Raw genomic sequence first — 24,995 nt, forward strand, 5'->3', positions numbered from 1 at the left:
TAATGTCCACACCGCCTCACGCGTCCTGCGTGCCCCATGTTTACAAATTTTATAAGTTTCGTTAATTATTAAGTTATTGGTGGTAATTATGCCCACCATGAGATCAGGCTTAGTCATGGCTGGGGGGTTTGCCTCCAAGGTTAGGAAGGTAGTCTTCGCCCAGCTTGCTGAGGACCTTAAGGAGAAGAGGCTGGATAATAAGGCTGTAGCGTTCAGCGTGGCCCAGCTGAACAGGTTCCTCTTCACGTTGCTGGTCGACAGGTTGAAGGTGGATAAGAGGGATGTTGTTAGGATAAGTATAGACTACGAGGTTTCTGATGGGAGGGTTGTGTGGAAGTTCGACACGCTGAGGGTCGAGGTCTTCAGGAGGGTTCTTGAGGAGGAGGTCAGTAAGGTTCTGACGGAGCTCGTGCCGGAGGCCGAGAAAATCATGGCGGCCCCCCTCGAGTACATTCCTGAATATGTGGGAGAGACCAGCGACGGTGACAGAATATACGCACTCAAGATAGGGGAGCAGGAGGTCGGTCTAGTTGAGGTGCTACCGATCGACGAGGAATTCCTATACATTAAGGTCGGCGCGCTTACAGTGCCGGAGCCCACCAGGATTGAGAAGGTCAAGATACCCCTGGAGGGGAGGACCCCTGAGGATGCTTTAAGGGCTACGGCGGGTGAGCTGGTCGGCAGAGGCAGGCCGGTGTCGGCTGAGGAGGTTGACTCGATAGTGAGCTACATCAGAGGCAGGCTGGGTGAGGCAAGGCCTGAGGCTAAGGTAGAGTATGAGTAAGTTCACCAGGGGAAGAGATAGGGGTCTAGATTCTTTTTCAGAGCCATGAATCCCTCGCCAGGCGTCAGAACAGGCTTCACGTAGTCGTGGAAGTCCTCGAGCGCTAGTCTAGGGCAGGACGTTATGATTATCACATCAACGGACTCGGAGTCCAGGTCGGTCAGGAGGTCCCTAGTGAGGTGTGCTGAGGCGGCGATGTAGTATCTGCCTCCAGATTCCCTGATCAGCCTCGAGAGCTCCTCCACCAGCCAGGTCCTCTTCTGACCGGCCGCCCCAGTCACGAGGAGCCAGGATCTTGCGTCAATGGATCTGGCGACCTTGCCGAGCCTGACTTTAAGGGTTTTGATGACGTACTCCTTGAGGAAGGCGTAGGTGTTCATGTATGGATCCACAGCAACCACTTCCTTACCACCGCCCAGCCTCAGGCCCACACCCAAGGCGTGAAACCTCCCGCCCGCCACTACAAGCACTGCATCAGCGAATTCCTTAACTGAGTCTAGGTCGGAGAACCAGCACCCCAGCACGAGCCTTGACCCCCTATTCACCACGTCGAATCCCCCCTCCCTAGCGACCGTTACCAGATCCTCGCTTAAGTCCTTATGCTGTGCTGTAGCGTAGATGGCCAGCCTCCTGAGCCCCGCCTCCCTTAACGAACTGAGGAGGTTGTTGATGACCTCCTCAGAGACTCTGGTTTTGGACTGGAGGTCTGCGAAGACCACGTTGTCGGGTGGTGTCCAGTAGGGGTACCTCTCATGCCCTAAATGGATCACGAGGTCGTAGTCCTTAGTGACATCCTGGTCTATGAGGCACGCCCCGAAGCAGGGGCCTGCATCAACATGTATCTCAACCCCTCCCCCTGCCGCCGAGGCCAGGTAGTCAACGAGACAGTAGGAACGGTTTTTAAATCCTTCAGGGATCTGCAACAGAACCTTAGATGGTCTCCTTTCGTTGATGATCCTAATTATTTTGCTTAAGTCTATCTGGTAGTTCTCCAGGAGGCCACTACCTGAGTTCAGATTCATTGCCGTGTCTCAGTAGCTTCTTCAGGGGGTTGGGTTTGAACGGGCTTCAGCCCCCTTATCTGAAGAGTGGTTCTGATGCCTATCTTGTCTCTGAAACGCCTAAGAGCCTCCTTAGCCTGTGGAAGGAACTTTGCAGGGATCCTTACCTCAGCCACCACGCTACCGTAGAACACCCTCGCCCCCACGCCGACGGGCTTGCCGAAGGCCTTCCGCATACCGTCCTGGAGTCTGTCCGCCCCTGCGAAAGCCATCATCTTATTCTCCCTCAGAACGTGATGAGGGTACTGCCTGACTATGAGGAGGTACTTGTCGTCACCGACGTACTTGCTCAGATACTTGTGAGACATCACCCTAGCGGCCTCAAGGCCGTTATGCCTAACGATGGCATTCTCCAGGGACACGAGCTCCACAGCCAGGTCGTAGTCCCCGCGCTGATTGCCCATCACGAACTTGCTTATCTTAGGTTGCGGTATGCCGTCTATGTAGTCCCTCCTAGTGTAGGGGGGCTTGTGCATGTCCTTGTAGCACCTTGCCGGCCTCAGAGGCACCTCAACCACCTAAACATTACTGAGTGTTAAGGTATTTAAGCGTGAGGGACCGGGCGTAACAACTGAAAGCACCCGCCTAAAGTGTTTGAGAGCTGGTCCTCCTAAGCTGAAACAATACCTTCTTAAGCAGCTTGTACAGAGCACCGCACTCAGGGTTTCTCGGATTGGCTCTGAACACCAAGTTCTTAAGCGCCCTAACCCCCCTCTCCTCCCCAACCATGACCGCCAACTCCTCCATCTCCCTCCTCAAAGCCTTTAAGACGTCATCACCACACTCACCCCCTCCGTGCAGCTCCGCGAGAGGCTCTCTGAAGACTTCGTAGAGGTATATCGCGACGGCATGCGATAGGTTAAGTATGTTGTAGTCCGTGCCCGTGTCAAGGGATGACACGAGGTCGCACTTCTCAAGCTCCTCCCTCCTGAGCCCAACGCTCTCCCTCCCAAAGACGAGGGCCACAGTACCTGACTTAGGGAGGACGTACTTGAGGAGATGCGGGGGGAGTGACTGCCTCAGGACGTCTGACTCGAGACCCCCTATTGAGGTGGTGCATATGGACAGCCTGACGCCGGAGAGGCACTCCTCAACACTGGACTTCACCATGATCGAGCCCAGCAGTTCAGCCCCCCTCGCGGCGAACTCCCTCACCTCAGGGTCGTCAACGCTGAACTGAGGGTCAGCGACGCACAAGTCACTGACGCCGAAGTTTCTCGCCAGCCTCAGTATGAAGCCCATGTTTATCCTGCCTTCAGGCCCCACCACCACCAACCTAACGCTACGCTGGCTCAACACAACAACCCAAGAGAACCGGTTCACTCAGGCTTTAATACCTTAAGCCACAGAGTTGCAGATGCTACGTGCAATCAGTTCCTGCATGGATTGAAAACTGCCGGTTGTAGTTGCGACCGTCCTAACGTCCGTCAGGCACTTCTACACACTGATCTTCGTCTCCTCGCCCGGATTGAGTATTATGGGTTCGGACGTGGAGCCGAATTCGTGGAGGTATCTCCTGAATTCCGTGGGTGTCCCTCTTAACATGGGAAAGGTTCCGTAGTGCATCGGTATAACGTACTTAGGTCTTATCAGGGTCGTTGCGTAGGCGGCCTCCCTAGGCCCCATCGTGAAGTGGCCTCCTATCGGTAGGAGGGCTATGAGGGGTTTGTATAGCTCTCCAACCAACTTCATGTCGTACGTCAAGCCTGTGTCGCCAGCGTGGTATATCGTGTAGCCCATCTTGCCTACGACAACCCCTACAGGGGAGCCCTTACTGCTGGAGTGGTAGGCGGGGGTCAGCACTGCCTCGAACCCTGCTCCGAGATCCATGGGGCCACCCACATTACCCCTTATCACCCTCTCAGCACTCCCTAACTCCTCAGTTATGTGGATGGCGAGCTCGTTTATCGCCACCGCCTTGGCGTCGGGGCAGTTCCTCATTATCTCCAGCGCGTCCCCTATATGGTCCCAGTGGTCGTGAGTCACTATAACGTAGTCACTGCACACCCCCTTTACATCCTTCTGGGGGGACACCGGATTATTTATCCATGGATCTATCAGGAACGTCCTGCCGAACATCTCGATCCTGAAGGCGGCGTGTCCGAACCACTTGATGCTGATATCGACCATGTTATCCACCAAATAATAAGTAACGCACTGCACCGTAATATACTTTAAACAAGCTTCACAGCCAGGGCTCATCACTCTTAACCCTTAATTTGGGATAGGTTAATTTTCATGGTGCGGTGGTGTGCTTCAGTGATGGATGATGAGCCCCTTAAGGCTTACGTGAAGGCTGGAGAGATAGCCTACAGGGTTAAGCAGGCGGTTGCGTCACTTGTTAGGCCGGGGGTCAGCCTGCTTGAGATAGCTGGAGGTGTTGAGAGGATGATAAGGGATCTAGGTGGTGAGCCGGCCTTCCCCACTAACATATCGGTCGGGGAGGTCGCTGCCCACAGGACGCCCTACGCTGACGACGCCGAGTTAATTCCTGAAGGGGCTGTGGTGAAGGTCGATATAGGTGTCCACGTCAATGGCTACATAGCCGACACAGCGGTGACGCTGGCGTTCAACGATAGGGCGGTCAAGCTTGTTGAGGCGGCTAGGGAGGCGCTGGCTAAGGCTCTGAAGCTGGCGGCCCCTGGAACGCCTCTTAACTCGTTCGGGAGGGTTATTGAGGCAACGGCGAGGAGTTACGGCCTCAACGTGGTCAAGAATCTGTCAGGTCACTCGCTCGGCAGGTACTTGATACACGCTGGTGAGGTTATACCTAATCATGCAACGATGGTTCCGACGGGTAGGATGGTTAGCGGCAGGGCCTACGCTGTGGAGCCATTCATCACGGAGGGTAAGGGTTACGTGGAGGAGATAAGGGGGTCTGTCCAGATATACGCGCTGACTACGAACGTCAAGAGCCTGAAGCGCTTGAGCGGTGAGGGGGTGAGGCTCGCTGAGGTCTTGGGCAGCAGGTTCAGGACGTTACCGTTCTGTGAGAGGTGGCTGAAGGACATATACCCTGACTTAACGCGGCTGAGGACTCTCCTCCAGGACATGGTCAGGAAGTCCGCGCTGGTCAGCTACCCAGTCCTGAGGGAGGTAAGTGGCAGGCCCGTGAGTCAGTTCGAGGAGACGGTCGTAGTGTGGGGAGGGGATGTAATAGTGACGACCAACCCTGGGTTAAGTATATAAATGTCTTTATAATGTCTTAAGGCTTAGGTTTAATGAGGAAGAGGTGGGTGTGGTAGGAAGATGGACGGTGTTCAGGACTGGACCTCAATGTTGATAGCCATTCTAATTCTGTCTTCATTCGTACTCAACTTCACAGATATACCTCAGAAGATTCAGTTCACGCGCTACTCCTCAGTCGTTAGGAGGAAGCTGATGGAACTCATGGAGTTCGAGGAGGAGGGGAGGAGGAAGTCCATAAAGTTCCTGAAGGACATGAACCTTCAGAACCCGAAGGAACTCATAGACAACTACGTCGATAATTTCTTCCTGATATCTCCTGTGGAGAAGGAGCCTACGGACATCATAATGAGGCTGAAGCACTTACTGAGGACTCGCGACGAATCCGTCAAGAGGTACGTGATGGACAGAGTGCCTGAAGCGCCTGAGGTGACTAGGCAGAGGATCGAGGTCCTGCTGGAGATCAACTCGGTGCTGTCCTACATAAACAAAGTCGTCAAGCACTACTACAACCTAGGCGTGAAGTTCAACGACTGGATAATGATGATGCAGCTGGCGTTGCAGATAAACCAGATAGCCAGGCTGGCTAAGGCCTACAAGGACGCGATAGACTCGTTTGGCCTGGGTGCCCCCATAGGCGACGGGGCTGGCGCCCTCGCAGCGCGAATGCTTACAGGCAACGGCTCGAGCCCGGTCGAGGTAGCTACCGAGACCGTCCTCTACGAGACCTCACTAGAGGGGAGGAGGCTCTACGTGATTAAAGCGAAAGGCCCCGGACCCACTGTCGGATGGCCGGGCGAGGCCCTCGAGAAACTTATTGAGAGCCAGGGATGCAGGGTTGCTAGAATAATAACCGTCGACGCCGCCCTGAAGTTGGAGAGTGAAAGGAGCGGTGAAGTGGCATACGGCGTGGGTGCGGCTATAGGAGATCTAGGCCCTGAAAAGATAGCCATGGAGAGGATTGCCTCCAAATGCTCTGTACCTCTAGACGCTGTGGTCGTTAAGATGAGTAACGAGGAGGCGATAAACACTATGACGAAGCAGGTGTACGACGGTGTGGTTAAGGCTGTCGAGGTGGTCAAGAACATAATACTCAGCAAGACGAGGGAGGGCGAGGCGGTCGTTGTGGTGGGCGTGGGCAACACGCTCGGTGTAGAGTGAGGTGGTCTGGCGTGCCGCTAGCTATAGACCCGATCTACATCCTCCTCATAGCTGTTGTCGTGTTCCTGGCCTCCTACCTGGCGATTACGTATCTGAGGGAGGCATCATCCCAGAAGAAGGAGGAGAGAGGCAGGGTGATCACAGTAAGCAAGTGTCTCAGCTGCGGCCACACAGTCTCAACAGACTACGGTAAGGACGACTACGTGGGGAGGAAGAGCGGTAAGTGCCCCAAGTGCGGAGGGGACATGGGCGTCGTAGCCATATACATGGAGATGCCGGCGCAACCTCACGAGAAGTGATCACCTAACTGAACACGTCTTAAGCACGTGCTCACGAACAAGGGAGTAGACCCTCTCAGGGTCGTCACCACACCTAACCCCCCTGGCTTGAAATGATATGGACGCCAGATCCCCCCCGACCGCCGCACTCTCAACCCGGACCTGAAGAACCCCGACCTCAAACCACTCGGACCAACACACCTTAGTGCTTCCAGCACCGACGCATTCCGAGTGTGTGAAGCAGTAGGGGAGGGCCGGCAGATCACCCAGAGCCTCGGCAGATCCATCGTCGTTGCAGAGATACACTACCTTCACGAAATCTTTGACCACATACTCAAGGAGCTTCGGCATCAGCAGGGCACCAGGTGATGGTATTCCTCACCCAGCACTGCCATCAGGTCTAAAGAAATGGCACTAACTCTGAGTGGCAGTAGGGGCACTTCCCGTTCAGCGACTTGTAGTCTCCGGAACAAATCACGACCTTGTCGCTCCCGCACTTGCTACACGTGTACATCACGTCCTTGCCAACCCTCAGTGACTTCCTGCATATGGTGCAGTTCTTGGTGACCCAGCCCAGATGTCCTGAGGCGGTCACGCCCTTAAGTATCCCCATCCAGCTCACCTTACACATATACTCGCGGCATGGTTAATAAGGATTTTTACTCTCATCAGCAACCAACATATAATATCACTTAAAACCTAGAGTAGGTGGTGTAGCGATGTCGTCTGTTAGGATATGCGCTGTGGGGGACGTGCACGGCAAGAGGTACCTGCAGATCTTCCAGGCGTCGCTCAGGTCCATGGTTTCCTTTAGGCCGGACGTCTGTGTCTTCGCTGGTGATATGGTCGATGACGGCAGGGCGGAGGAGCTCGACATCGTGGTCAATGAGGTCAAGACCAAGTTCCCGAACACCCCCATAGTAGCGGTGTTCGGCAACGAGGAGTACCACGAGTATGAGGACATCTTCATGAGCAGGTACCCTGAGCTGATGTGGCTGAACGACTCCATGTCAATCCTGGATGTGAGGGGCGTTAAAATAGCGTTCATAGGGTCTAGGGGGTCGCTGGACAGGCTCACGTACTGGCAGAAAAGAAACAAGCCCGAGCTGAGACTCATCTATGCGGAGAGACCGAAGATACTGAGGTCCCTCATAAATGAGGCGAGGAAGCACGCTGACATAGTGACTTTAGTTACCCACTACGCCCCAGCATTCCTGACGGTCAGGGGGGAGCCCGAGAGAGTCTACCCCTTCATGGGCTCCCAGTTGATGGAGAGGATGATCAGGGAGTCGAAACCCGAGCTAGTCATTCACGCACACGCGCACAACGCCAGGGTCCTCGAGGCAGTGTTAGGAAGCATCAGAATCTATAACGTCTCCCTGCCTGCACGGAGGAACGTCACCCAGATAGAGTTCCCCCTAAGGAAGATCCTCAGTGACTCCCGAACTTCGCCGCAGGCGTGAGTAGATGAAGAATCTCCAATTAAATTAGCTATTCGAAGGTTTTAGTTGGTTAGGTTAAAATGTTTTAGCTACATTTAAATACTCGCCACGCCATATATGATATGGTGGGTGAATTTGAGCACTAGGTCTAAAGATCTACCCAGCCTACTTCTAGGCATGGTTCTGGCACTACTCGTAATCACCACCTCCGCAACGACCGTGGTTCTGGCAGCCAGGTCGGAAGGGAGTAGGGGTGCTGTTATCGTGGAGATGGTGTTCAGCAGACCAATAACTCAAGAGGATGTGAGCAGGATAACGAAGCTCGGTGGCAAAGTCATCTACCGCTTCGACGAGATAAACGGGCTGGCGGTAGCTGTAAGGCCTGAGAATGTTAGAGACCTAATGACCATTGAAGGGGTTAGTGAGGTAGGGCCTACCGACGTGGTTGAAGCTCTCTCAGAGGTGTTGCCAGGCTCTTGCGAATCCCACGGAACTGTTCTGACGTGGAACCTCGACATCATCAACGTGCCTACAGTGCATGAGATGTATGGATTAGATGGTAGCGGGGTCTACATAGCGGTTCTCGACACAGGACTGGAGCCTCAGTGGAGGAACTACTTCCTGGAGGACCGCATAGCTTCAGAATTCGGTGCGGCGTTCCTCGGAGCTATGGCCACAGCCTACTGGACTACCGGTGAGGTGCTCAACAAAAACGCGTGGCAGGCGGACACGAACGGCCACGGCATGCATGTGGTCAGCACGATAATAGGATTCAGCGTATACGGGTTTTACACGGTGGACGGGGTGGCTCCAGGCGTTAGGATAATCCCGGTGAAGGTCTTAAGTAACAGTGGGTGGGGATTCTCCACAGACATAGCTGCTGGCATAATGTACGTGACGAGGCTTTACGTCATGGAGAAGGAGTCAGGCGGTAATGTGTTACCGCCAAACGGTGTTGTGAACCCGGTCATAATAAGTATGAGTTTAGGGGGGTCGAGACTCACGCCGATAGAGAAAAGGGCGATAGACTACGCTATCGAAAATGGGGTTTTCATAGTCGCCGCAGCAGGCAACGGCGGTGAGAAGGGCATGTCATACCCAGGGGCTTACGAGCCAGTGATATCCGTGGGGGCTGCCGGATGGACCGGCGAGTGGGGTGGTCAAGCATGGTGGAGGACGTCCGACGTTCCCGAGGGTGAAGAGTTGAAGGGTAATGTGTACGTCACGGACTTCAGCAGCAGGGAAAAGGAAGGACAGGATCTTGACGTTCTAGCTCCAGGTAGCTGGATTGTAGGCCCCTACACAGCTTACGGTGCTGCACACCCGCCCTACTGGGCGAACGGTAAGCCGGGGCAGTACTACTACCTTGGTGGGACGTCGATGGCCACACCTCACGTCAGCGGCGTGCTGGCTTTAGTATTGCAGAAAGACCTGGAGGACGGAGATATATACCTAGACCAGAAGTCAGCGGAGGAATTGCTTGAGTCATCAACGTTTAAGATCGATTGGTTTAGCGCTCAGGTCTTCGACCCAGTCAGTGGGACATTCGTTACGTATAGTTGGGATTCCACCGCTATAGGCGAGGGTCTCGTACAAGCCGACCTAGTAGTGAATAACTTCCATGAACCATAAGACAAAACCATTTTTGCGCCAATGCCCTGTTTCCTAGGTAATTTAGTGATTTTCGATGTGTTCACTGCCCGCGACGGTTAATCCTAGGTTCGTATGGAGTTGCTGTCAAGTAATACGTCACTCTTGATTCAGGTTCCGCGGTAATACGTTGGATTGGATTGCGCGGGCTTCCCCTCGGTCTTATTTACACTATTAATTAAATCTCTGAGTGATGTTGAAGTTACTGTATGGGGAGGGCTTTCTTGTCTGAGTACTTGAGTAGTGGTTTCGAGGACTTTGTGGAGGGTTCAAGTAGCTCATGCGAGTTCCTGGCTGAGGATTTCACGCTATCGGTCTCCGTCTTAACTGTTGTGAAGCGACTTGGTTATGAGGACTTGGCTGAGGAGTTGATGCCTCTCGTTAAGTCCCTCGTCGGGGAGATCGTGTTCAGGCTGAGCACGGGCAGGTATATCGAGGGGTTGGCTCACGAGCTGGGTCTCCATGCTAGGAGGTTGTGGGAATCGGACTACAGTGACGCGGAGTTAGCGGATGTCCTTAGGTCTGCCCTGGAGTTGAGGGAGAGGCTGGAGTCCGGTGAGGTTGATGAGGATGCAGTGCGTGAGGTGCTCGATAGGTTCCTCAAGATAGTGAGGGTTGATGTGAGCAGGACTAAGGTGATTAAGGGGGTGGTCGAGAACCCGGAGCCTGCTCTAGCTCTTCAGCTGATGGCTACAGCACTAGCTGTGTGTGTGGGTGGTTTAGGTGGGTCTCAACGTAACTAAGCTGGACCCTCTGTCGGAGAGGCTTATAGACTTCCTGGCTAGGAAGGCTTCCAACAAGGTCGTGGACGGAAATAAGCTTAAGGTGGTGGCGGGCTCCTCCATGGCTAAGGTCTCCATGGAGGTGATAGAGTCTGTGGCTAAAGAGGTTACGAGGGTTGAGGGCGCATCACTCTACTGCAACCTCTGCGGGAAGGGCCCCTTCACTAAGAGGGGGATGTACCTCCACCTTACGAGACTCCATAAATACGAGCTCAAGGCGCTGTTGGTTCAGGAGCTTAGGGAGAAGATCATGAAGTCCGGCCAGTAGCCGGGATCAACTACCAGCAATACCGGCGGTGCTTAGGTCGTTAAAGCCTTCACAAGGCCCGGCGGTGTGTCTATAGGCATTCCCAACCTGCTCCCTAGTCTGTAGGCCAGTAGCTGAAGGGCTATGGAGGACGAGATCGGTGAGAGGACCTTGTCAGCGGGTGGAGTCTCGACCACGTGGCCGACGCCCACGCCATCGAATGCCAGCGTTATCACGGTCGCCTCCTTGGATAACGCCTCCTTAGCGACCTTAGTGTAGAGCTCTATCGCCGCCTCCTCGACGGGTTTGATAAGTATTATTGGGTAGCCCTCTCTCACCAACACCATGGGCCCATGCCTTACCTCACCTAGCTGGAGGCCCTCAGCATGAACTAGGGCGGTCTCCTTAATTTTGAGGGCGCCTTCGAGAGCTATCGGGTAGTTCACGCCGCTGCTTGCCACGTAGATGCTTCCCCAGTCAATCAGCCTGCCAGCCACGCCCTCCATGCTTGAGTCTAGGATAGGTAACTTCGCGCTTAAGGCCTTCGCGAACTCACGTATCCTGCCGTAGAGCTCGTTCAGCTCATCTACCCCCACAGCCGCTGTGTGGAGCCCCGTGTAAGCTGACAGTATAGCTAGGGTGACCAGCGTGGACGTAAAGGTCTTGGTGGCAGGAACCGCTACCTCAGGACCTGCACCGATCGGCAGATATATGTTGGACTCTATGGAGAGGCGTGAGCCAACCACGTTCGTAACCCCCAGTATGACGGCGCCCCTCTGCTTGGCTAGCCTGACGCTCTTCAAAACATCGCTCGTCTCACCACTCTGGCTTATCGCGATCACGACAGTTCCAGTGCTCACATTGTCCAGTGCGTAGTAGGGGAACTCTGCAGCGCTGATCACGTTCACCGAGACCCCTGCTAAGTCCGAGAAGTAGTAGGCCGAGACCATCCCAGCGTGGAGGCTAGTGCCGGTTCCGACCACGTAGACGTTCCTAGCGCCGTAGATTATCATGGAAGCCAGTCGCAAGTACTTGTCCATGAGTGTGTAGGTAGTTTTCACAAGCGATTCAGGTACTTCATATATCTCCTTCAGCATGTAGTGGGGGTAACCGGCTTTCTCGACAGTCTCGGTCGGGTACTTGACCCTCTTCCTCATAACCTCCCTGACCTCGTTCAGGGTCTTTACGTCGAATATCCTTACACCATCTGCCCCGACCTCGGCAAGCATGTCGTCGCCAAGAATCAGCGCTTCCTCGGAGAAGCCGTAGAGGCTCGGCACGTCACTTGAGACGTAGAGGCATCCGCCACCCAAGCCTATGGCTACCGTCAGCTCGTTGCTGGTTACGTATATCTTACGCGAGCCCCTCACCACCATAGCTGCGGCGTAGACGCCGTTCAGCATCTTGGTCGCTTGAGCCACCGCCTGCAGCACGCTACTCCCACTCTTAATTAAGTCCTCCACCAAATGCGCGAAGACCTCCGTGTCCGTTCTTGAGGCGAACACGTGGCCCTTCCTTTCAAGCACCCCCTTAATCTCATCGAAGTTCTCAATCACTCCGTCACCGACCACGGCCACCTGATTGCCGCAGTCTGTGAGGGGGTGGGTGTTCTCGTAGACGGGCCTTCCCCTGCTGGCGTAGCGGACGTGTCCTAGAGCCACGCTCGATGGGATGTTGATCAGGTCTATGTGTTTGGACGCCTCTGTGAGGGGTTTAGGGTGTTTACGGATGACTATCTCGCCGGAGTCGCTGATGTAGGCGAGCCCTGTCCCATCATATCCTCTGTAGGACAGCCTCCTTAACCCCTCGATGATCGCGCCCTCCGGGATCCTGGAGGTGCAGACCACGCCGAATATGCCGCCCAAATCTCAGCCCCTATTGACTTCGCCTCCGGAAGTTTTAACTTATTCGCTTATATCACACAGCACAGCGTTAGTGAGTTTCACAACATCCTCAACCCTCATCTCAATAAGGGTGTGCGTAGTTCCGCCGCCCCCGATCACCCTCTCATGGCTAGCGACGCACTTATCTACAAACGTTCTGAGACCGTGCCCCACCGGCGGCACGGCCCCGACCGGGTAGCCTGTGAACCTTTCCACTTCCCTAGCCTTAGCCATCCTGACCCTACTACCGCACATCACCGCCACCTTACTAAGATCCACCTTCCTGTCACCGCACACTATAGCTATGACCGGCTCTCCCGCCTCACTTAAGAGGAGGAGTGTCTTTATTATCTTGTCAGGGGGCACGCCCAACTGTCTCGACGCGGCATCCACAGTCATGGTGTGTTCCGGTAGCTCAAAAAACCTGTGCCATACCTTCGCGCGCTCCAGGTAGTCCTTCAACTTCACTGCCACGTCTATGGTCCTGCCCGCACTCATGAGGAACACCTGCCCAAATACATTTACCGCCACCTTATTTTAATCCCTAAGCTTCTCGAAGGCCGAGCATCGAGTTTCTGGCTTAATAGCTGAAGGGCAGACTTATAAGGTTATGGCGATATTATATAGTATTTGTAGGTCACGTGAGGTGATGGGGGTTGGATCTCGAGAGCGTGCTCGAGTTTATAGCCTACGAGATTGTGTGGAATCCGCTGTTGCCAGTTATCTTCCTGCTTGCGGGGCTCTACCTAACTGTCGGCACGCGGTTCTTCCAGTTCAGGAAGTTTGGCACCATATTCAGGAACACGTTAGGGAGGGTGGCGGAGGCGCGTGGGGGGAAAGGGCCTGGGATAGTGTCCCAGTTCGCTGCCTGGGCTACAGCGACAGGGGCTACGATAGGCATGGGGAACATAGCTGGGGTCTCCAGCGCGGTGGCGCTAGGAGGGCCTGGTGCGGTATTCTGGATGTGGGTGGCCGCGCTCTTCGGCATGGGCACGAAGTTCGCCGAAGTCGTTCTCGGCGTCAAGTATAGGGAGGTCCTTCCAGACGGGAGGGCTTACGGCGGTCCTCCATACTACATGGAGAAAGGACTTGGTAAGGAGATGCGGTTGCCTGGCTGGGTTTGGAGGACTCTTGCAGCTTTGTTCACGCTCACTTTCTGCTCAACTGCCATAATATCGATGAGTAACTACACGATCATGGAGGGGGCGATGACGTGCTTTCAACTGTCCAGCGAGGTGTCAGCTGTAGTTGGTCTGATCTACGCCCTGCTGGTCACCGCGATATGCATAGGCTTCATACCTAGAGTAGCTAGAGTGGCCGAGCTACTCATGCCGCTGATGGTCGTGATATACATCGGCGGGTGTTTAGGGATTCTGACCACATATGTACAGAACTTACCCAACGCGTTTGCCCAAATATTCACCTACGCATTCACGCCGGCGGCTGCTGTAGGAGGTTTCGCCGGCGTCGCCGTGACTAAAGCCATTCAGGTAGGTGTTGCCAGAAGCGTCTACAGTAATGAGGCTGGGTGGGGAAGCGCCCCTCACATCCACGCCACCGCTATGGTGGACCACCCCGTGAGGCAGGGCATGTGGGGGGTTATGGAGGTTTTCCTTGACACGATTGTAGTATGTTCAATGACAGCTCTCACAGTCATCACGACGGGGGTCTGGCAGACAGGCAGAGGCGGTGTAGGTGCGGTGCTTCAGGCTTTCGCATCAGTCTACGGCCCGCTGGCGCCAGCGATACTCTACTTAACGCTATTACTGTTCGTGCTGACGACGAGCACCGGCTGGTACAGCTACTACGAAGTTGAGGCTAGGTACTGGCTTGGGAGCAGGCCGAGACTCATGAATGCCGTTATAAGATTCTTCCAGATCGGGTCTCCATTCATCGTGTGGGCCGTAGGCGCTACAGCGCTACTCTATGGGGTGGTGCCGGCAGTGTTCTGGGTTCTGGGGGACATCACGGCGGGTCTCCCCGTATACATAAACTTAGTGGTTTTGCTGGTGCTGTCGCCTGTCATATTTAGGGAGGTCAAGGATTTCGAGTCGAGGTTCAGCGCGAGGTGAGCGGTCGAATGTTGATCGGGTTTGTAAATGGTAACATATACGTTTCATTCAAGCCTTTCAGGAAGGCGGAGGCCATGGCCGTCGCGGGTGGAAGGGTTGTCTACGCGGGTAAGAGGGAGGTTGTAGAAGTTGCTGTCAAGGCGCTTGGTGGTGATCTAGTAGATTTAGGGGGTAGGACCGTCCTCCCAGGATTTATAGACGCTCACTTACACCTCGACGAGCTTGGTATGTATCTAAACATGCTGGACCTACGTGGTGTGGGGAGCGTGGCGGAGTTGAAGGAGAGGGTGAGGGAGTATGCTAGGGGTGTAGGGACTACGTGGGTGCTTGGTCATGGGTGGGATCAGGAGCTCTTTAAAGAGGGCAGGTGGCCGACAAGACACGACCTAGACGAGGTTGTCAGCGACAGGCCCGTCATGCTCTCAAGGGTCTGTATGCACGCGGCAGTTCTGAACACGAAGGCTATGGAGATCACGGGGTTAATGCGGCTAGAGTCGCCTGGGCTAATGCGAGATGAGCGCGGGATCCCCACAGGGGTTGTGAAGGAGGAAGCGTTCGACGTGGCTAGGAGGAAGTTTGAGGAGTCGCTAACGGACGAGGACTACGTTAGGCTTCTGGAGGACGCGGCGCGTTTCGCCACGTCGCACGGCGTTACCACAGTTGGATTCGTGAGTTGCGATGTGAGGTCTTTGAAGGCGCTTACCAGATTGAAGGATAAGGGAAGACTTACGACCAGGGTTAGGGTGTACTTAAATCCTGGGGAGGAGTGGGAGGTCTTAAGGATCCTCGAGAAGCTGGGCATGACGAGAGGATTTGGCGACGACTTCCTCAAGATAATGGGGGTCAAGATCCTTGCTGACGGGAGTTTGGGGGCAAGAACCGCGTGGCTCTCGGAACCCTACTCCGACGATCCGACTACCAGCGGCTACCCCAACATAGATGAGGAGAGCCTTAAGAAGCTCGTTAAAGAGGTTCACAAAGCTGGACTGCAGTTAGCGGTCCACGGCATCGGTGATAAGACCATAGACTTGATTCTCGACGCTTACGAGGAGCTTGACGGGGTTAAGGGCAGGAGACACAGGATAGAACACGCCTCAGTCCTGAGGGAGGATCAGGTTGAGAGGATGGCTAGGTTAGGTGTGGTTGCCTCAGTACAGCCTCACTTCGTAATAACTGACTGGTGGGTCAAGAACAGGGTCGGTGAGGGAAGAGTGCGGTGGGTCTATCCCTTCAAGACTATGACTGAAAGGGGGATTAAGCTGGGGTTCTCTACCGACAGCCCTGTGGAGGTCCTGAACCCATGGGAGACTGTGTACGCGGCCGTGACTAGAGGTAGACATGAGAAAATCCCACTCTACGAGGATACAGAGAGGGAGCGCCTCACTGTGAGGGAGGCACTCCACGCATACACTTGGGGCTCCGCATACATAATGTTTGAGGAGGACAGCCTGGGAAGTCTCGAGGAGGGTAAACTAGCAGACTTCATAGTGGTTGATAAAGACCCCTTAACAGTCGATGAGATAGAGTTAAGGAATTTGAAGGTACTTGAGACTTATGTCGGAGGTAGAAAGCAGGATTTCAAATCTCATTAGCTGATATAGGTCGCTCCGACCTCCTCCCAGTCCTAAAGGGAACTCACTGCCCCGTGTAGTCCATTGGTTCGCGATTTACCGCTTAACCTTCATAGCTTCGTCGCTGGTGGGTGCTGTATGCACTCATACTGTTCCACCCGTACGCGGGGGATCGGGGACTGAAGACTCAAACTCATCATCACTACCCCTCGATGTAGAGAGCCCACATTCACACCTCATTAGAGATACTGCTCCGTTTGGATCTACATAAGTGACCATCTACGTGAAGGGGGCTTGTTAACAACCATAGCAGCCTCGGCTTCAACAGGCAAAGCCAGGCGGCCTCACTTCAACTACCTCCCTGTTCACGAGGGTGGGTGGTGTCCTCCCTTCGTAGAAGGCAAGGAGGTTCTCAGCAACTACTTCCGCCATGCCGTGCCTCGCGTCGTATGTGGCGCTGGCTGCGTGCGGTGCTAGCACGACGTTCTTAAAGGCCGTTAGTGGGTGGTTTGGTGGTAGTGGTTCTTCTTCGTATACGTCTAGTCCTGCTCCTGCTATCCATCCTTCGTTTAGTGCTTTGATTAGTGCTTGGGTGTCTATGACTCCTCCCCTGGATGTGTTGATGAGCACGGCACTCCTCTTCATAAGCCTAAGCCTCCCCTCACCAATCAAATACCTAGTCTGAGGAGTGAGGGGGACGTGAAGCGTAACAACATCCGACTCCCTCAACAACGTGTCCAGATCAGTGTATGTAACACCCAACTCCTGCTCAGCGTCCATGTTTCTCGTCAAGTCATAGTAGATAACCCTCATGCCGAAACCTCTCACACCTATCTCAGCAACTCTTCTACCTATCCTTCCCAGCCCCACTACACCGAGTGTCTTGCCCCTCAATTCGATCCCTAAAAGCATCTTCGGATGCCAGCCTGTCCTGATCCTCCACCACTCGCCAAACCTGACTAAGAGATCGCCTTCAACAACCCTCCGGACCGTGGCCAGTATGAGCGCCCACGTGAACTCTGCAGTGGCCTCGGTCAGGACTCTGGGCGTGTTGGTCACGTACACGCCAAGCCTGGTCGCGCACTCAACGTCTATGTTGTCAAAGCCCACGGCAAGCTGAGCCACTAGGCGGAGCCTTGGAGCGCTCCTCAATAAGTTGCAGTCAACCCTATCACTGAGCAACGACACAAGTGCGTCAACGTTCCTAACCTTCTCGAGCAATATCTCGTATGGTGGTGCCTGATACCTGTCCCATACCTCGACGTCATAGTACTGACTTATCTTAGCCATGACATCGTCGAACAGCTCCCTAGTTATGAAGACCCTTGGTCTCACACACCACACCGAAAATATTTTGTACGTTAGTCTAAATAAGCTATAAATTAAGGTTTGCAATTCTAGTTCAATTTTTATTAGCTCTGAAACGCTTCTCTACCGCGAGGTAATATAATGAATAATAACATGAAGTTATGCGTAATACTATTAATGGCACTCATAACGATAGTCTACGTCCTGCCCGTTGCGTCAATCCTCCCGACTGAAACGCAGACCACGTCCTTGCAAAACAGGATTACCGCAGGGAGTTCCACGAACTACCTTAGTGAGGCAGGGTTTGAGGAGGGTGTTTATGAGGAGAGTGATTCGCAATGCACTGCGATCCTCGTGGGGAAGGGTGCGTCGGCAGACGGATCGGTGATGGTGGCACACAACGAGGATGACTCAGGAAAGGTTGTTGATCTGCTGCTAGTCAACCCTCGGAACACGCCGCTCAGAGTGCTTGGTTACCTCGCAACTAGACTGACCAACGGCACGTGGGTATATAGGGAGCTCGACACTCCATTGATGGTCCCAGTGCCTAAGGAGACTTACGCGTTCTGGGGGGCTATAATGCCCGGCATAGCGTTCAGCGGCAGATACGTCAACGAGCACGGCGTCGTGATATTCAGTAATAGCGGGACAGCTTCACGTGAGGATAAACCAGAGCTCGTCAACGGCGGTATCAGGGAGTTGCTCAGACTCCTCGTGATACAGCAAGCCAAGACCTCCAGGGAGGCTGCCGAGCTCATCGGTCGGTACGTCGAGACATACGGCTACGGCGCTCCAGCGAGGAACTACATCATAGCAGACCCGAACGAGATATGGGTGGTGAACGTGGTCTACGGCAAGCATTGGGTTGCGCAGAGGGTCCCAGACGACTCGGTGGTGGTGATACCCAACTACCTCGTGATACATGAGGTAAACTTGTCGGACACTAAGAACTTCATGGGATCTAAGGACCTCATTGAGTACGCTATTAAGAGGGGCTGGTATGACCCATCGCGCGACGGAGTCTTCGACTTCGCTAAAGCGTACGGCGACCCGGCGAACCAGGCGTCTGTAGGTAATATCTACAGACATCAGACAGCGCTCTACCACCTCACAGGCAAGGTTTACCCAACGACCAGCATGCCATTCGCCGTCAAGCCTAAGAGTAAGGTCACCCCGCAGGACCTCATGAACATCTTGAGGCAGGTGAATCACGTGGCCGTCGATCAGATCAAATACGCCGCATCACAGCCCGGAAGTTTCCACCGAAACCTGCCGATAAGAGCCATAGCCCCGTGGCACAATCAGGACGCATGGGTTGTGCAGTTGAGGGCTTGGTTACCACCCATTGTCGGGGTTGTGACATGGAGGGCCGCCAACATGGTCGATGAGAACGTGTTCGTCCCAATATACTTGGGGATCATATACTCGGACTTCCCCGCCCCCTACAAGTTCGCCGACCCCAACAAAATAGACTTCAACTCAGCGTACTGGACATTCAGGGTCTTCAGCAATCTAGTGGATCTCGACTACCAGAACAGGATGACGACCGTAAGTAGCTATCAGAAGAGCGTTGAGGCGGAGTTCTTCAAGATGCAGCCATACATCGAGGATCAGGCCCTCAAAATATATAATGAGCTGGGCCCGGAGTACGCCGGGAAGTACTTAGCAACATACACCTCAGGGGCCTTGATGAAAGTATATTCAGATACCCTTGAAATGATACGTGCATGGCAAAGCGGAGGATAGCAAATCATTTTTCAATATTTAAAGCTTCGGCACCCGCCCGTTAAGGTGGGGGTGTCATCCTTCAGCTTCATAGCAAAGGTTATAATCTTCAGCGTCGCTCTTTAATTGAGTGATGAGGCGGAACGGATGAGTTAGATGATTGATAGCAAACCGTCTGAGTGTAGAGGCTTTTTAGACCATGACTTAGTAGTTGACGTGGAGGATAACATCTACGTCGTCGTCGGTAATAGACATCCTCCGGGACTCATTACCGCGTACGTCAAGTACGCCCCTACAAGTAACCCGACCCTCTGGAGGGGGAGGTTCACGTACTATGAGAGGGTGCTTAGGGAGTATGACGTTAGTGAATTGGTTAAGGTCATGTGCAGGTTCGGGATTCAGGTTTACGACCCGACACTCAACGTGCTCGTGCCCGCGGTGCCCGAGTCCGCGGTTAGGAAGTGGCTTAAGCCCGAGTTGAAGATGGAGGAGCTCAGGAGAAGGGCCAGCGACGCAGTGGAGTTAACGGCGGTCGAGGTTTCAGAGCTTATGTCGGCGTCCGGCGTCAACCCCAGGAACGTGGGGGTCACAGGCTCGGTGCTGGCAGGGATTCACGGCAGACACTCCGACGTGGATCTAGTCATATACGGCTGCAGGGACGTGCTGGAGTTCGTTGAAGCACCGCACCCCTACCTCTCTAGGATGCCTGCTAACTGGATTGAAGGTAAGATCATGAATAACTCGAGGACCTTGGGGTTGAGTCCCAACATCTATAGGAGGATAATACCTCACTACAAATTCCTCAGCTACAAAGGGGTGCCGGTGACGTTCACCTTCGTGAGCAGAGATAGGATAAGATATGGGGAGCTAGTTCTAAAGCCTGTCAAGCCAACGGACGCAGTGATTGAAGTGGAGGGTGGGGATTGTAGAGCGCTCTTCTACCCATCACATGTCCTAGCCACTGGACGTGTTGAAGGTGTTAAGGTGAAGGGATTAATCAGCTATGAGGCCGAGTACGGGTACGTGTTATATAGGGGAGGTAGGCTAAGGGTATCAGGCATGTTGGAGATGTCGATGCCTGAGGAGGAGTTTTACCTCCTGGTGGGTGGGAGGGAGCACAGGGGGTATGTGGTTCCCGCGTGACTAAATGGTTAAAGTCCGACCCCCAGCACCGTGAGGGTCAGCCTGCCTCACGTGTTCGAGGCTGGTTAAGGGTGCTGTCTAAGTGATGGTAGGTTTTTATTGCCGGTTTCCTTATGTTTAGGGGTGTGGGTGTTCGGTTGGCTAGACTCGCTTCAGTCATTCTTTTCACGCTGGTCGTTCTCGAAGCGATGCTCTCCGGGCCGACTTTAACGGTGCTTGCCCAGTCTCAGGGACTCGATAAGTTGCTTGAGGTTGTTGGTAATGACCTAGTACTCACCTATGAAGTTGTCAGATCCGTCTACATATCCAACCTGAGTGGGAGGCTAGTGGTCTACAAGGTTGGGCAGGAGTACATGGTTAGGGTTAGGACGAAGGACGCTTCGTCCGTGGTTGTGGAGGCCTACAGGTTTCCCGGGTCTACTGTAGAGGTCTCTGTGCTCAGCAGCGATTGGGTTGGTGTTGGTGGCTTCATGTACTGGGTGGTCAGCAACTACACGAACTTCCTGCTGAAGCACATTCTAATTGATTATAACCAGACGGTGAGCAGGGATTTAGCAATCGACGTGATTAACTCCCTGATGGTGGTGCCTTTAATACGTGGGGGAGTCGCCCACAACTGCCTGAACATCCCGGTGTATGATGCATACATCAGCGGCTTCGAAGTCTCTGTGACGACTGATGCAGGTAGCGGCGTGGCGTACTACGACTGCATGTATGGTATTCTCATTAAGGCAAACATGTCTAAGCCAACGCAACAGGTAGTTGACAACACTGTCTACACGATGAAGGACTCGATATACCTGGAGATACGCAGAGCCAATACTGAGATACTCAACAGGATAGTGTTTAAGGAGCAACCGCCAGGGAGCTACGACCTCTGGGTTCTAGCGGTTCCTGTAGCGGCAGCGTGCTTTGCCTCCGCGTTGATGCTCTACTACATCATTCGGTTGAGAGGCCGAACCCGGTGAGGGTTGTGAGAACCGACTTGAACATGATCATCGAAGTCCTGATCGAGCACTATCACCGTAGTTTGGGTTACGACTTCCTAATCCCTCTTAAGGCGAGGGACCAGGCACTAACCCCTCTTGAAGTGCTGATCGGGGTGGTTTTGTCCCAAAACTCTACAGACAGAAATGCGTGGAGGGCTCTGGAAAGCCTTCTAAGGCACTACGGCGGGCGCGTGACCATAGAAAGGCTAAGGGAAACCGACGTGAATACGATAGAGGCTTTAATAAGGCCTGCCGGCATGTACAGGCTGAAGGCAAGAACCATCAAGAACACAGCGTTAAGGTTGAGGGAGGAGGATGAACTGGTGAGGCTGGACCCAGATGCGTTGAGGGAGGTGTTGCTCTCCATACATGGTGTAGGACTTAAGACCGTTGATGTGTTCCTAGCGAGCGTGCGTAACTTCCCCACATTCCCCATAGACACGCACATCAGGAGGATCCTCTACAGGCTCGGTGTGGTGGAGAGGGCTTCCGAGAAGTATGAGAGGATTAAGGCTGAAGTCATGAGGCAGTTGACACCTAACAAGTTACTTATCGCTCACTATGTGCTCATACTACATGGGAGGAGAGTATGCAGGGCGAGGAACCCCAGATGCGCCCTATGCCCTGTGAGGGACACGTGCGTGAGGAATGGCCTGAGCTAGAGCAGGCTTATAGGAGATCCAATTTATTACGTGGTAGGTGATGATCAACGGAGAGTGGCGAGGGGGGACGTGCTAGAGCGTCCGCTGCGGCTCGGAACAATGAGTCCGCGGGCATCAGGGGCATAACCACCATGTTGAACGTGGTGTGTAGGATAGTGAGTATAGCTAGCTTGACCATGCTGGCACCCGCCCTCGTAGGACTTGTCTACGGAGAGGTTAGCGAAGTGCTACCCTTTCTAATCGTCAGCTCAGCGTCCTTCGCCATCACGTTCACGTTGAGCCTGCTTCTACCGGCACCGTCAACGATAGCACTGACTGAGGCAGCCTTCATTTCAAGCATCAGCTGGATTGCTGTGGCCCTGCTTGGAGCGGTGCCCTACGTTCTAACAATAGGTATGAGCTGGATCGACGCCTTCTTCGAGAGCATGTCAGGGTTCTCAACCACTGGGATGACTCTCATCAAGGTGATTGAGGCGGTGCCTAAATCAGTACTCTTCTGGAGAGCCTTAACTCAATGGCTGGGTGGAACCGGCATAATAATGCTGTTCCTGATATTCGTGATAGGACCTACGGAGAGCGTTAGCCTGTGGAGGCTCTACGTGGCTGAGGCTAGGGAGCTTAGGATAAAGCCCTCCACATGGGCTACTGTGAGGTCGATATGGATCATATACTTAGGCTACACTATTGCATGTACGCTCACACTCATGCTCTTAGGTCTGGATTGGTTTGACGCTGTAACACACTCGTTCACGGCCCTGGCCACGGGAGGTTTCTCAACACGAACCGATAGTGTAGCGGCGTTTCACAACCCGTCTGTGGAGATGGCCCTAGCCTTCTTCACGTTCGTAGGGGGCACTAACTTCCTAGCCCACTACATCCTCTTCGTCCACGGCCCTAAGCAGTTCTTTAAACACTATGAGGTTAAGGCAACGATAGCCATGATCGCCACCTCAACGCTAATCATGACGTTCGACTTGACGCGCTGGCTGGGCGTCAACATGCTGGAGGCGCTTAGACTCGCGATCTTCCAGACTATATCGATAATGACTACGACCGGCTACACTACGTCGAACATAGACTTATGGCCTCCCCTATCAAAAACGGTGCTTCTACTACTAATGTTCGTCGGTGGTAGTTTATGCTCCACGGGCGGCGCCATTAAGGTCGGTAGGGTAGTTGCTGCGCTTAAGGTCATGGTCAACCAGGTTCAGCTACTCTTCCTCCCCGCCGGAGCTCTCAAACCGGTTAAGCTGGGCAATCAAGTCCTGAGACACGAGGATATCCTGAGGCTCTTCATGTTCATCTCAGCGTATTTGGTGGCTATAGTGGCGGGCACATTGATGCTAACAGCGTTCGGCTACGATCCATTCCAGGCGTTCTCCGCCGTCGTGTCAGCCCAAGGTAATGTGGGTCCATGCTATATGGACCTATTCAAGCTAAATGACGTGTGTAGAGTGGTGCTGGCTCTGTTCATGTGGTTAGGCAGGCTCGAGTTAGTGCCGGTTATGGCGTTATTGTTACCTAGTCAGTGGGACGCGGTCCTCAGGAGGAGGGTTGCTAAACACTAGTAGTACTAACACCTCAGCTTGAAGAACTGGTAATACATGCATTTATATCTTGCGAGAGAAGACTATCTAGGAAGTGTTACTCGATGGTTTTAATCAGGTGGCACGGTCACGCGTGCTTCGAGCTGATCGATAGCGACGGCTTCTCCATAGTCATTGATCCCCACGACGGGGCCAGCCTAGGACTGCCTGCCCCCAAGGCTAGGGCTGACGCCGTCTTAGTGACTCACGAGCACTTCGACCACAACGCATACCAACTGGTTAGGAAGGATGAGGGAAGAGTGTATTCCATGCAGAAAGGGGAATTCAAAGTGGGAAAACACAGGGCCCTCGGGGTCGAGGCCTACCATGACAGGTTTAAGGGGAGGAGAAGGGGGAGAGTGATTATGTATCTAGTTGAGGTGGAGGGTCTCAGACTCCTTCACGTGGGCGATCTAGGGGACATGCCTGAGCCGGCGGTGTTGAACGCCTTGAGAGAACCACACATACTCTTCGTGCCGGTTGGCGGGACCTTCACTCTAGAGCCGGAAGAGGCGGTTGAGTTCGTTAAGGTCGTGGCACCTAAGGCGGTGGTTCCCATGCATTACTGGTTGGAGGGGGTCACACTCCCCCTGAAGCCCTTGGACCATTTCCTCAGTCTAGCGGGCCACGAGGTCGTTAGGGTCGGTAGAGAGTGGAGCGTCTCACCGGGCAAGCTAGTTGAGTGGCCCTCCGCTAGGGTTGTAGTCTTCTCGATTAAATGAGACTACATACCTCCTGTATTCCCTTCATGTAAGGACAACATGTTTTACCTTAACTCCTTGCTTTTTAGGGTTTATATTCTCCCTTGAGATGTAGTTCATTAGAGCTAATCTAATGATCTCAGACCTGGAGAGGCCGAGCTTAGTAGCTAACTCGTCCAGTCTTCTTAAAGTGATCTCATCTAGTTTGAAGGTTACTATCCTCATCGTGCCACCATAAAACAATACTAGACAGGAGTATTCAATACACAGCAGATCATCATTAAATGGATTCCTCTTTAAATAGGAAGACATAGTGAAGGATAACTTTATATACTTCTCTTCCAATATTACTCTTGAGGATGACTACTATACCGACAGTACACCTTTCACTGCCTGATAAGCTGTATGATGAGTTACGCCAGCTAGCTAATAGCATGGGTATTCAAGTGACAGACCTCATTAAGATATTCATAAAGCAGGGGCTTTATGGGAATCTGCAGGTGGAGAACCCGACGATTCAGAAGTTGAACAGCTATGACGGTGAACTCACCTACGTTAAGGGGAAGATGTACCTACTGGAGAAGCTCATGAACGACATGATGGACAAGCTTGACAATCTTGAAAGAAGGCTTGAAGAGCTGGAGTCTCCGAACCTCCTAGCCAGGGCCAGGAGACCGCCGCTTAAGAGTCAGCAGGTTAAAGCTTAATAGTCCCCAAGACGTGTTTACAGTGGCCCCACTGAAGTTCCCCGTGTACGGGGTATC

Annotated in this window: 27 protein-coding genes; 17 read left to right on the top strand and 10 right to left on the bottom strand. The window is 53.6% G+C overall.

From position 1 onward, the window contains the following. The first annotated feature begins 88 nt into the window (after window positions 1-88). Window positions 89-784, top strand: coding sequence for a DUF2258 domain-containing protein (locus QW772_05100; GenBank protein ID MEM0038284.1), 696 nt, complete (start codon window positions 89-91; stop codon window positions 782-784). A gap of 2 nt (window positions 785-786) precedes the next feature. Here QW772_05100 and dph2 read toward each other — a convergent pair whose 3' ends face one another. The 4 genes from dph2 to QW772_05120 all read right to left on the bottom strand — a co-directional run bounded on the left by dph2 (window position 787) and on the right by QW772_05120 (window position 3,975). Further along, complete coding sequence (dph2, locus tag QW772_05105; GenBank protein ID MEM0038285.1) at window positions 787-1,806, bottom strand: diphthamide biosynthesis enzyme Dph2; 1,020 nt, start codon at window positions 1,804-1,806, stop codon at window positions 787-789. Next, complete coding sequence (locus QW772_05110) at window positions 1,803-2,354, bottom strand: 50S ribosomal protein L16 (protein ID MEM0038286.1); 552 nt, start codon at window positions 2,352-2,354, stop codon at window positions 1,803-1,805. Before QW772_05110 ends, dph2 begins: the two co-directional genes overlap by 4 nt. Before the next feature lie 76 nt (window positions 2,355-2,430). Beyond that, window positions 2,431-3,168, bottom strand: a complete 738-nt coding sequence (locus QW772_05115; GenBank protein ID MEM0038287.1) for a TrmH family RNA methyltransferase — start codon at window positions 3,166-3,168, stop codon at window positions 2,431-2,433. Window positions 3,169-3,282: 114 nt separating this feature from the next. Further along, window positions 3,283-3,975 carry a metal-dependent hydrolase gene (locus QW772_05120; GenBank protein MEM0038288.1) on the bottom strand — a complete coding sequence of 231 codons (693 nt, stop codon included), beginning with the start codon at window positions 3,973-3,975 and terminating at the stop codon, window positions 3,283-3,285. 132 nt (window positions 3,976-4,107) lie between these two features. On the opposite strand from QW772_05120, the gene map reads away from it, so the two are divergent. Genes map through QW772_05135 form a run of 3 tightly spaced genes read left to right on the top strand, consistent with a single transcriptional unit; the run spans window position 4,108 to window position 6,491 of the window. Next, window positions 4,108-5,034: a type II methionyl aminopeptidase gene (gene map, locus QW772_05125; protein ID MEM0038289.1), complete on the top strand. Its 927-nt coding sequence runs from the start codon at window positions 4,108-4,110 to the stop codon at window positions 5,032-5,034. A gap of 60 nt (window positions 5,035-5,094) precedes the next feature. Then, window positions 5,095-6,192 carry a DUF1512 domain-containing protein gene (locus QW772_05130; GenBank protein ID MEM0038290.1) on the top strand — a complete coding sequence of 366 codons (1,098 nt, stop codon included), beginning with the start codon at window positions 5,095-5,097 and terminating at the stop codon, window positions 6,190-6,192. A gap of 11 nt (window positions 6,193-6,203) precedes the next feature. Beyond that, window positions 6,204-6,491, top strand: coding sequence for a hypothetical protein (locus tag QW772_05135; protein ID MEM0038291.1), 288 nt, complete (start codon window positions 6,204-6,206; stop codon window positions 6,489-6,491). On the opposite strand, the gene QW772_05140 is transcribed toward QW772_05135, so the two are convergent. Together QW772_05140 and QW772_05145 are read right to left on the bottom strand one after the other, a co-directional pair. Further along, window positions 6,492-6,821, bottom strand: coding sequence for a hypothetical protein (locus tag QW772_05140; GenBank protein MEM0038292.1), 330 nt, complete (start codon window positions 6,819-6,821; stop codon window positions 6,492-6,494). Window positions 6,822-6,870: 49 nt separating this feature from the next. Next, the gene (locus QW772_05145) at window positions 6,871-7,083 is read right to left on the bottom strand and encodes a hypothetical protein (GenBank protein MEM0038293.1); all 213 of its coding nucleotides are present in this window, start codon (window positions 7,081-7,083) and stop codon (window positions 6,871-6,873) included. A 106-nt stretch (window positions 7,084-7,189) separates the two neighbouring features. Here QW772_05145 and QW772_05150 point away from each other — a divergent pair, with 106 nt between their 5' ends. The 4 genes from QW772_05150 (at window position 7,190) to QW772_05165 (ending at window position 10,612) form a co-directional block, all read left to right on the top strand. Next, window positions 7,190-7,933 carry a metallophosphoesterase gene (locus tag QW772_05150; GenBank protein MEM0038294.1) on the top strand — a complete coding sequence of 248 codons (744 nt, stop codon included), beginning with the start codon at window positions 7,190-7,192 and terminating at the stop codon, window positions 7,931-7,933. 114 nt (window positions 7,934-8,047) lie between these two features. Beyond that, window positions 8,048-9,544 (top strand): S8 family serine peptidase, encoded by a 1,497-nt coding sequence (locus QW772_05155; protein MEM0038295.1) that lies wholly within the window; start codon window positions 8,048-8,050, stop codon window positions 9,542-9,544. 242 nt (window positions 9,545-9,786) lie between these two features. After that, entirely contained in the window at window positions 9,787-10,305 is a 519-nt protein-coding gene (locus QW772_05160) for a hypothetical protein (GenBank protein ID MEM0038296.1), read from the top strand. Continuing rightward, window positions 10,286-10,612 carry a hypothetical protein gene (locus QW772_05165; GenBank protein MEM0038297.1) on the top strand — a complete coding sequence of 109 codons (327 nt, stop codon included), beginning with the start codon at window positions 10,286-10,288 and terminating at the stop codon, window positions 10,610-10,612. Before QW772_05160 ends, QW772_05165 begins: the two co-directional genes overlap by 20 nt. 32 nt (window positions 10,613-10,644) lie before the next feature. Here QW772_05165 and glmS read toward each other — a convergent pair whose 3' ends face one another. Further along, window positions 10,645-12,456, bottom strand: a complete 1,812-nt coding sequence (glmS, locus tag QW772_05170; GenBank protein ID MEM0038298.1) for a glutamine--fructose-6-phosphate transaminase (isomerizing) — start codon at window positions 12,454-12,456, stop codon at window positions 10,645-10,647. 39 nt (window positions 12,457-12,495) lie between these two features. Then, window positions 12,496-12,972 (bottom strand): aminoacyl-tRNA deacylase, encoded by a 477-nt coding sequence (locus QW772_05175; GenBank protein MEM0038299.1) that lies wholly within the window; start codon window positions 12,970-12,972, stop codon window positions 12,496-12,498. A gap of 158 nt (window positions 12,973-13,130) precedes the next feature. Here QW772_05175 and QW772_05180 point away from each other — a divergent pair, with 158 nt between their 5' ends. After that, a complete protein-coding gene (locus QW772_05180) occupies window positions 13,131-14,546 on the top strand; it encodes an amino acid carrier protein (protein ID MEM0038300.1) in 1,416 nt (471 codons plus the stop codon). Window positions 14,547-14,554: 8 nt separating this feature from the next. Then, window positions 14,555-16,138: an amidohydrolase gene (locus QW772_05185; protein MEM0038301.1), complete on the top strand. Its 1,584-nt coding sequence runs from the start codon at window positions 14,555-14,557 to the stop codon at window positions 16,136-16,138. A gap of 300 nt (window positions 16,139-16,438) precedes the next feature. On the opposite strand, the gene gyaR is transcribed toward QW772_05185, so the two are convergent. Further along, window positions 16,439-17,461: a glyoxylate reductase gene (gene gyaR, locus QW772_05190; protein ID MEM0038302.1), complete on the bottom strand. Its 1,023-nt coding sequence runs from the start codon at window positions 17,459-17,461 to the stop codon at window positions 16,439-16,441. A 105-nt stretch (window positions 17,462-17,566) separates the two neighbouring features. Between gyaR and QW772_05195 the strand changes: the two genes are divergently transcribed. From QW772_05195 to QW772_05220, 6 genes are all read left to right on the top strand, one after another. Next, window positions 17,567-19,171, top strand: a complete 1,605-nt coding sequence (locus QW772_05195) for a C69 family dipeptidase (GenBank protein ID MEM0038303.1) — start codon at window positions 17,567-17,569, stop codon at window positions 19,169-19,171. A gap of 135 nt (window positions 19,172-19,306) precedes the next feature. Continuing rightward, on the top strand, window positions 19,307-20,293 hold the full coding sequence (locus tag QW772_05200) for a hypothetical protein (protein ID MEM0038304.1): 987 nt from the start codon (window positions 19,307-19,309) through the stop codon (window positions 20,291-20,293). Between the two features lie 125 nt (window positions 20,294-20,418). After that, window positions 20,419-21,261, top strand: a complete 843-nt coding sequence (locus QW772_05205; protein ID MEM0038305.1) for a hypothetical protein — start codon at window positions 20,419-20,421, stop codon at window positions 21,259-21,261. Further along, the gene (locus QW772_05210) at window positions 21,258-21,944 is read left to right on the top strand and encodes an endonuclease III (protein ID MEM0038306.1); all 687 of its coding nucleotides are present in this window, start codon (window positions 21,258-21,260) and stop codon (window positions 21,942-21,944) included. Before QW772_05205 ends, QW772_05210 begins: the two co-directional genes overlap by 4 nt. A 155-nt stretch (window positions 21,945-22,099) precedes the next feature. Then, the gene (locus QW772_05215) at window positions 22,100-23,512 is read left to right on the top strand and encodes a TrkH family potassium uptake protein (protein MEM0038307.1); all 1,413 of its coding nucleotides are present in this window, start codon (window positions 22,100-22,102) and stop codon (window positions 23,510-23,512) included. 83 nt (window positions 23,513-23,595) lie between these two features. Continuing rightward, on the top strand, window positions 23,596-24,252 hold the full coding sequence (locus QW772_05220; GenBank protein MEM0038308.1) for an MBL fold metallo-hydrolase: 657 nt from the start codon (window positions 23,596-23,598) through the stop codon (window positions 24,250-24,252). A 24-nt stretch (window positions 24,253-24,276) separates the two neighbouring features. Here the strand turns inward: QW772_05220 and QW772_05225 are convergent, their stop codons facing one another. Further along, window positions 24,277-24,456: a CopG family transcriptional regulator gene (locus QW772_05225; GenBank protein MEM0038309.1), complete on the bottom strand. Its 180-nt coding sequence runs from the start codon at window positions 24,454-24,456 to the stop codon at window positions 24,277-24,279. Between the two features lie 134 nt (window positions 24,457-24,590). Between QW772_05225 and QW772_05230 the strand changes: the two genes are divergently transcribed. Beyond that, window positions 24,591-24,938, top strand: a complete 348-nt coding sequence (locus QW772_05230) for a hypothetical protein (protein ID MEM0038310.1) — start codon at window positions 24,591-24,593, stop codon at window positions 24,936-24,938. The last annotated feature ends 57 nt before the right edge of the window (window positions 24,939-24,995 follow it).

Origin of the sequence: Zestosphaera sp. (assembly GCA_038727705.1) — an archaeon.
Taxonomy (GTDB): domain Archaea; phylum Thermoproteota; class Thermoprotei_A; order Sulfolobales; family NBVN01; genus Zestomicrobium.